At 39.3% G+C, this 6,183-nt stretch carries 11 protein-coding genes; all 11 read left to right on the top strand.

Going from position 1 to position 6,183, the window contains the following annotated elements; all coding sequences use genetic code 11:
- The first annotated feature begins 107 nt into the window (after positions 1–107).
- The 11 genes from A3739_RS19810 to A3739_RS19760 all read left to right on the top strand — a co-directional run bounded on the left by A3739_RS19810 (position 108) and on the right by A3739_RS19760 (position 6,132).
- A complete protein-coding gene (locus A3739_RS19810) occupies positions 108–401 on the top strand; it encodes a YceK/YidQ family lipoprotein (RefSeq protein WP_068476052.1) in 294 nt (97 codons plus the stop codon).
- Between the two features lie 79 nt (positions 402–480).
- Positions 481–783 carry a hypothetical protein gene (locus tag A3739_RS19805; protein WP_068476051.1) on the top strand — a complete coding sequence of 101 codons (303 nt, stop codon included), beginning with the start codon at positions 481–483 and terminating at the stop codon, positions 781–783.
- A 98-nt stretch (positions 784–881) separates the two neighbouring features.
- A complete protein-coding gene (locus A3739_RS19800) occupies positions 882–1,253 on the top strand; it encodes a DoxX family protein (protein ID WP_197472449.1) in 372 nt (123 codons plus the stop codon).
- A 283-nt stretch (positions 1,254–1,536) separates the two neighbouring features.
- A complete protein-coding gene (locus A3739_RS19795) occupies positions 1,537–2,055 on the top strand; it encodes a hypothetical protein (RefSeq protein WP_068481278.1) in 519 nt (172 codons plus the stop codon).
- Positions 2,056–2,322: 267 nt separating this feature from the next.
- Positions 2,323–2,586 carry a BrnT family toxin gene (locus A3739_RS19790; RefSeq protein ID WP_068473944.1) on the top strand — a complete coding sequence of 88 codons (264 nt, stop codon included), beginning with the start codon at positions 2,323–2,325 and terminating at the stop codon, positions 2,584–2,586.
- Positions 2,576–2,821: a type II toxin-antitoxin system BrnA family antitoxin gene (brnA, locus tag A3739_RS19785; protein WP_068473947.1), complete on the top strand. Its 246-nt coding sequence runs from the start codon at positions 2,576–2,578 to the stop codon at positions 2,819–2,821. The genes A3739_RS19790 and brnA overlap by 11 nt, the downstream gene beginning before the upstream one ends.
- A 461-nt stretch (positions 2,822–3,282) precedes the next feature.
- Positions 3,283–3,501 carry a hypothetical protein gene (locus tag A3739_RS19780; RefSeq protein WP_068473950.1) on the top strand — a complete coding sequence of 73 codons (219 nt, stop codon included), beginning with the start codon at positions 3,283–3,285 and terminating at the stop codon, positions 3,499–3,501.
- A gap of 57 nt (positions 3,502–3,558) precedes the next feature.
- Positions 3,559–3,909, top strand: a complete 351-nt coding sequence (locus tag A3739_RS19775; protein WP_068473952.1) for a hypothetical protein — start codon at positions 3,559–3,561, stop codon at positions 3,907–3,909.
- Between the two features lie 250 nt (positions 3,910–4,159).
- Positions 4,160–4,588 carry a hypothetical protein gene (locus A3739_RS19770; protein WP_068473955.1) on the top strand — a complete coding sequence of 143 codons (429 nt, stop codon included), beginning with the start codon at positions 4,160–4,162 and terminating at the stop codon, positions 4,586–4,588.
- 112 nt (positions 4,589–4,700) lie between these two features.
- Positions 4,701–5,255, top strand: coding sequence for a hypothetical protein (locus tag A3739_RS19765; protein ID WP_068481272.1), 555 nt, complete (start codon positions 4,701–4,703; stop codon positions 5,253–5,255).
- A 514-nt stretch (positions 5,256–5,769) separates the two neighbouring features.
- Positions 5,770–6,132 carry a hypothetical protein gene (locus A3739_RS19760; protein WP_068502542.1) on the top strand — a complete coding sequence of 121 codons (363 nt, stop codon included), beginning with the start codon at positions 5,770–5,772 and terminating at the stop codon, positions 6,130–6,132.
- The last annotated feature ends 51 nt before the right edge of the window (positions 6,133–6,183 follow it).

Genomic DNA, 6,183 nt, shown 5'->3' with positions numbered 1-6,183 from the left:
TAAATAACTGATATAATTGCGAAAAATGGAATTTATAAAAATGTAGATAAAGTGTTTAGCGGACCGGAAGGTGCGTTAAACACACTGTTATATGCAGTAAGGAAGCTATGAAATTTTTAACCCTATTATTCGTTCTATTACTTTCAGGTTGCGGCACAATCTTAACCAACATAGAAATGGATAAGCCGAGAGAAGAACGAGATTCAATTGTTCGGCAAATTGATTCTAGAGTTTATAGCGGTACTAAATTCGATGTTTTAGCCAACTCTCCAGAGCAAGGCTCAGGTGGTAATGTCATTGGTTTGTTCTTCTTAATTGATATACCACTTAGCTTAGTAGTAGACACATTAATCTTGCCTTACACACTTACAAATGAACCTTATGGTCAAACAAATGAGTAAGGCATATAAAAAGTGTTTAGCGAACCGGAGGGTTCGTTAAACACACTGTTATACGTAAAAAGGTTCGAAGCCATATTCTATGAAAAACTATATTCTTTTGGTTCTAGCTCTATGTGGTTTTCCTTATGGTTTTTATCTAGGTTTCGAGAGCGCAATAAAATCAGAAGCAAGAGCTACTGTGCTAGAGTCGAAGATTTACAAAGGCCAACAAAAGTGTTCATCAACACAAAATTGGCAGTGCCTTGAAGAGAATCAACGGACGTTATTCATAGCTAAAAAGGCTCGCATTGAATACATCCGAAACAACGACTTTAATATCGAGTTGGGCGAGCCAATTAAAAATTACAGTAAGTGGTTAGGTGAGCAAATTGCCACAAAATAATAAAACGTATAAAAAGTGTTTAGCGGACCGGAGGGTTCGTTAAACACACTGTTATGGTCGCCTAAACTCAGACCCTTATATCTTCAAAGGAGAATATAATGAATTTCTTGAATAAATATACTGAGCATACTTATTCAGCTTTTAGAATAGTTGCTGGATTTCTTTTTCTTTGCCATGGCACTCAAAAGCTATTCGGTTTTCCAATCGATTTTCCGTATCCGCTGAACGCAATGAGCACAAGTGCTGCGGTTATTGAGCTCATTGCTGGAGCTCTAATAATCGTCGGCTTTTATTCAAGGTATGCGGCTTTTCTCGCTAGCGGCACAATGGCTGTAGCTTACTGGATGGTGCATGGGCTTAACAATCCATTCCCGATAGCAAATGGTGGTGAAATCTCAGCATTCTATTGCTTTGCGTTTCTCTATATTGCAGCAAAAGGCCCAGGTATCTGGAGTATAAACAACAAATAATAAAACCATAACAAGGCCAGCCAGCTCGCCCCAGCAAGCTGGGGCTGGACCTCGTTTCACTCGGCCGCTGCTGGCGGCGTTAATACGTACTAAGAATGAAAAGCGGACGTAAAGTTCTCTTTGAATCAGAGATATCCATGTTGCATATATAAGGTTTAGGCTGCGTTGTTTAAGAGGTTGTTAGTCTCAACTATGGAAGTTAATAAGCCGGTGGTTAAAGAACTTCTTACCGAAAATAAATAGGCCCGTCTTTTACAATAGATCTACGTCTAGACAGAGAAGTATGAGCAATATAAATAAACATAAAGTCCTTCAATGGTTTCTGGCATACGCCTTGATCTTAATTTTAAATGGTTGTGCTACTTTTGAATTGTATTACGAGGTAACGGGCAAAGTAGGAGATAATCCTAATGATTTAACATGTGGACGCAGCGGGACTAATATTTGGGACTATAAAATTGATGAGATCTCCGCTCGATACTCCTTAGTTGTAGTTGATTCTAAACTACGTTTCAATATCTCAACGCATGCATCCATCCCTTATGAAGGCTCCTCAACAGAAATAAAGGTCTCCCCATCTGCGGAGGTGTCTTTGGAAGAATGTTCAACGTCTTGGAGTGAAATAGGTTGCGGCTTGACGAGTTTACGTCCAGGATTTTTAAGTATCTATACATACGAGATCCCTTTCGATACAAAATACGTTGTTACTCCAAAAATTGTTTCAAAAAGCGGTGTGCTAGAGTCACAAACCCTGAAGATTTCAAAGTCATGGCGACTATCGGTTCCCGCAATTAATTGCTAGTCCAATTTCTTCGAGCGAACTACTTCGTATACTTTTGAAATCAGTTATTAGGTCTTTTTAGAATGAAAAGCGGACATTGGTTTTCCATTCGTAAATAGACATGAGCAGACCTTTATTGCTTTAAGTATGTAATACAGCTTCAGAAGAAAAGCGGACATAGAGAACTCTTTTGGAGAAATCATTATTTCGTTTAGATGCGCGTTACTTAAGAGAATATTACGGTTATATATTGCTTATACGTCAATTTAGGTATATTTTTTATACACTATGTATTCTTTCGAATTTGATCCAAAGAAAAGTAAATCCAATCTTGAGAAACACGGGATTGATTTTGTCACCGCACAGGACTTGTGGCGAGATGTGAGGTTTGTTGAGCTTGATGCAAAATCAACAGAAGAACCAAGATCATTAGTTATTGGCAAAATAGGGTCGAAGCACTGGTCAGCAATCATTACCTATCGCTCAAAGAATATACGAATTATATCAGTGAGGCGTTCTCGCGAAGTGGAGGTAGCTTTATATGAAAGCTAAAGATCTAGACAAAAATTTTGATGACAACAATGCTGATGTTTTAAACGAGTTTGATTTGTCGTCTATTAGGCGTCCAAATCAAGAACAAAGGCGGGTCAATGTAGATTTTCCAACATGGATGATTGATTCTTTGGATAAAGAAGCGTCGCGTTTGGGAGTTACTCGTCAGTCGATTATAAAAGTATGGCTGGCAGAACGTTTGGAACATTCCTCAACCCATAACGCACACAATTAATCTTTTTAACTAAGAGATATATGCCGCCTATTTGTTCTCAAATGAATGAAAAGCGGACATTGGTTTTCCATTCGCAAATAGACAGAAGCAGCTGTTAGTGCTTCGCAGTTCACGATGCCCGCTTCGAAGAAGATTGCAGACCTTAACGCTTTGACCGCACCTCCTTCGAGAGGTCGAGTTGTGTTGGTTCAAATTATATCTACAGGTCTCCTGTGATAACCGCACGAGGGGCGGGTATCACTGCTTATTCTTACAAAGCTCTGATTTTAAAGGGGTAATGAATTAGCAAATGCGTATTCAATACGCATTTGCTAAAGAGTGTGCGCAATTTAAAAAAACGTAAGTCTCATAAGTCTATGATTATTAATGAATTGATCGTTCCGAAGGTGTTAACCTAATTGAAAAGTGATACCCGTATCGGGTACGTAGAATTAACTGTTAAATGTCTTTATGGATAAACTATGGAATTAGAGGAACTTTTATCTAAATTAGATCAGATTCAAGAAGATGGAGTATTTGCATTCGTCAAGTGGGATGGTGAACGCTCCATAAACAAGAAAACAGTTCTAATAGAAAAGCCTGGTACTGACTTCTTATTTCGTAGAGATACAGATGACTTGGTCAACACCATAAAAGATGGTGTAAGCGAATATAATGTGTACTTTAGCACCAACATTTAACAAGTGCAGCCAACGGATTCGCTACGCTCTCCGCTGCTGCAAGCGTTATGGTCCACTATGATTAAGAAACTCGAAAGAATCTTTTATGCACTAATTCCTTTGATAGCAATCATTTATATCTGGGCAACTTGGCAGTCAAAGATTAACCCGATCATGGACAAGGTTTACGAAACAGGTCCAGAGCTAGTTAAATTCCACGAGGAAATTAATAGCAAGCTTGCAGCCGGAGAGTTGACTAAAGAGCAAGTGATTAGCATCTACCAACAAAACACTACGAATGTTCAAAAAGCAGATGAAGACATCATCACGAACATAAAGAGTATTATCTTCAAACTCTTTTCAATATTATCTCTATTTGCATTAATTGGTTCAGCACGTGCAATCTATCTTGAAATCAAACGTAACTGAAAAATATATAACCATAACCAGGCGCTCAAAGCGGCCCAACAAGTTGGGCTTGGACTGTCACTGCTGCGCAGCGCCAGCCCATTAGCGCAGCGTTGATGCGTACTAAGAATGAAAAGCGGACAATAGAATTTGGTGTTTCGAGCCGGTAGGATTTAGTCCGAATTTACAGATCCTACATCATCACGATCTAGATCTACCTGATACTAAATTAATGTACTCAAACAGCTGGTTAATCATCTTCGGTACCCTAATGGATTATTCTAAGTACTCTTACGCGGAGCTTATGCAAGCGCATAGCTCAATTAACAAGGAAAAGTATCCAGAGAACTACGCCAAACTTTTGATAGCGATTGATCAGCTTGAAAAAAGTGACCTTCCTGAACATCAATCACAAGTAGAGCAATTCAAATTAGTCGCGAGTGAAAAACAAAAAAAGCTACCTGCATCTTGGTGCGCCATATTTGCCCTAGTGTGTCTATGGCTAGCCTTCGATACACATATTGATGGATATCATTGGACGAGGCGAGGTGGAGATATAACGCGAGAAGATGATCCGTTTTGGTTCTATCTCTTTGTTGGAATGTATTTATTCGGTGCCGCCTACTCACTTTTACAAATGTTCAACGCTCTAGATCAAAGACATGAAGAAAAGAAATTACGAACTAATGATAGTGAATGATCGATTAAAACAAGTTGCCGACCACCATATAACAGACGGCAGAAAAACCTATTCGAATTGGCTTCAACAAATGAAAAGCGGAAGTAAATAACAACTAGCTGTAGGTGACAAAATGGAAGGGCCGAATTACGAAAACTATTCTCGAATCGAGTTGGAATCTGTTTTACGGAATGTAGATTCCAAAAGATATCCAGAACGAGCGGCGCGAGTCCGTGAGTTACTGAATAAGCCGGGTCATAAACCCGAGATTAGAAAAGAACAGGGGTTTTGGAGAGCGCTCTTGAGCAAAGAGTTGGAATCGGTAGTCGACGCAAAAAAAATACTTAAGGTAACATTCTGCGTCTGCTCTATTCAGCTTATTTTCATTGTTCTGCTGCGGTTATTTTTCCCTGAAATTTATGAAAAGAATATTGCTGTCAGCAGTTTTTTCGAAGTAGTGGCATTTTCTTTTGCTATCATCACGCTAGTTCTAGGATGGTTTGTGCAAAAACAGCATTTGTGGGCCGCTTATTTCCTAATCATATTTATATTGAGCCCTAATTTACTTTTTGCCTTGCTTGACCGATCTCTGCCTGATTTTAGTTTTCTAGACATTTCTTTGGTTATTCTTTTATTTGCATCTATCAAAAGTATCAAATTCATGAGAGCTGAAAGTACAGAGCTATAACTTAATAGAATCAAAAACTTTCAGACAGTTTAATAGAGCCGATTTTCGTCCGCTATTTTGTATCAGGTATTTTCAAAGCCTGTCAGAATAGACCCATAAGAATGAAAAGCGGACATTGGTTTTCCATTCGCAAATAGACAAAAGCCGCTGTTAGTGCTTCGCAGTTCACCATGCCCGCTTCGAAGAAGATTGCAGACCTTAACGCTTTGATCGCACCTGCTTCGAGAGGTCGAGTTGTGTAGGTTCAAATTATATCTACAGGTCGGCTGTGATAACCGCGCGAGCGGCGGGTATCACTGCTTACTCTTATAAAGCTCTGATTTTAAGGAGGTAATGAATTAGCAAATGCGTATTCAGTACGCATTTGCTAAAGAGTGTGCGCAATTTGAAAAAACGGAAGTCTCATAAGTCTATGATTATTAATGAATTGATCCTTCCGAAGGTGTTAACCTAATTGAAAAGTGATACCCGTATCGGGTACGTAGAATTAACTGTTATGCACTAAGAGATCGCAATGGGTAGCAAAATCGCAGGAACATTAAGCTTGTTAGGTGCAGTGGCTCTTATAGCCATATGGTGGGTGTTTCTATTTTCTGCTCGGCCTGACTGCCTAGATTCTGTTCAGCTTGCAATATCATCTGCCAAATACGCGTTGTCTCCAAGCGAGTCAGGTAGCTGGCTATTCATTTTTACTTTGGTTTCAATTTTTGCTTGTATCTTAACGGGTCTAATTCTACTTTTCGGCAAACAAAAAAATCTAGCCATGTACCTAATAGCTATACATGCTGTAGCGGCTGCGTTTATCTATACTTGGTCATTGGTAGTGGCTATCGCATTACCTTTAATCTATTTGGGTAAGGTGCAAAAAAATGCATAACAAGGGTAGGAAAAATCGCCCGCAAAAAACGCGGGCTGGACTCTCTAACGC

It is taken from the genome of Oleiphilus sp. HI0067, from assembly GCF_001635735.1.
This window is presented reverse-complemented; position numbering and strand designations above follow the sequence as displayed.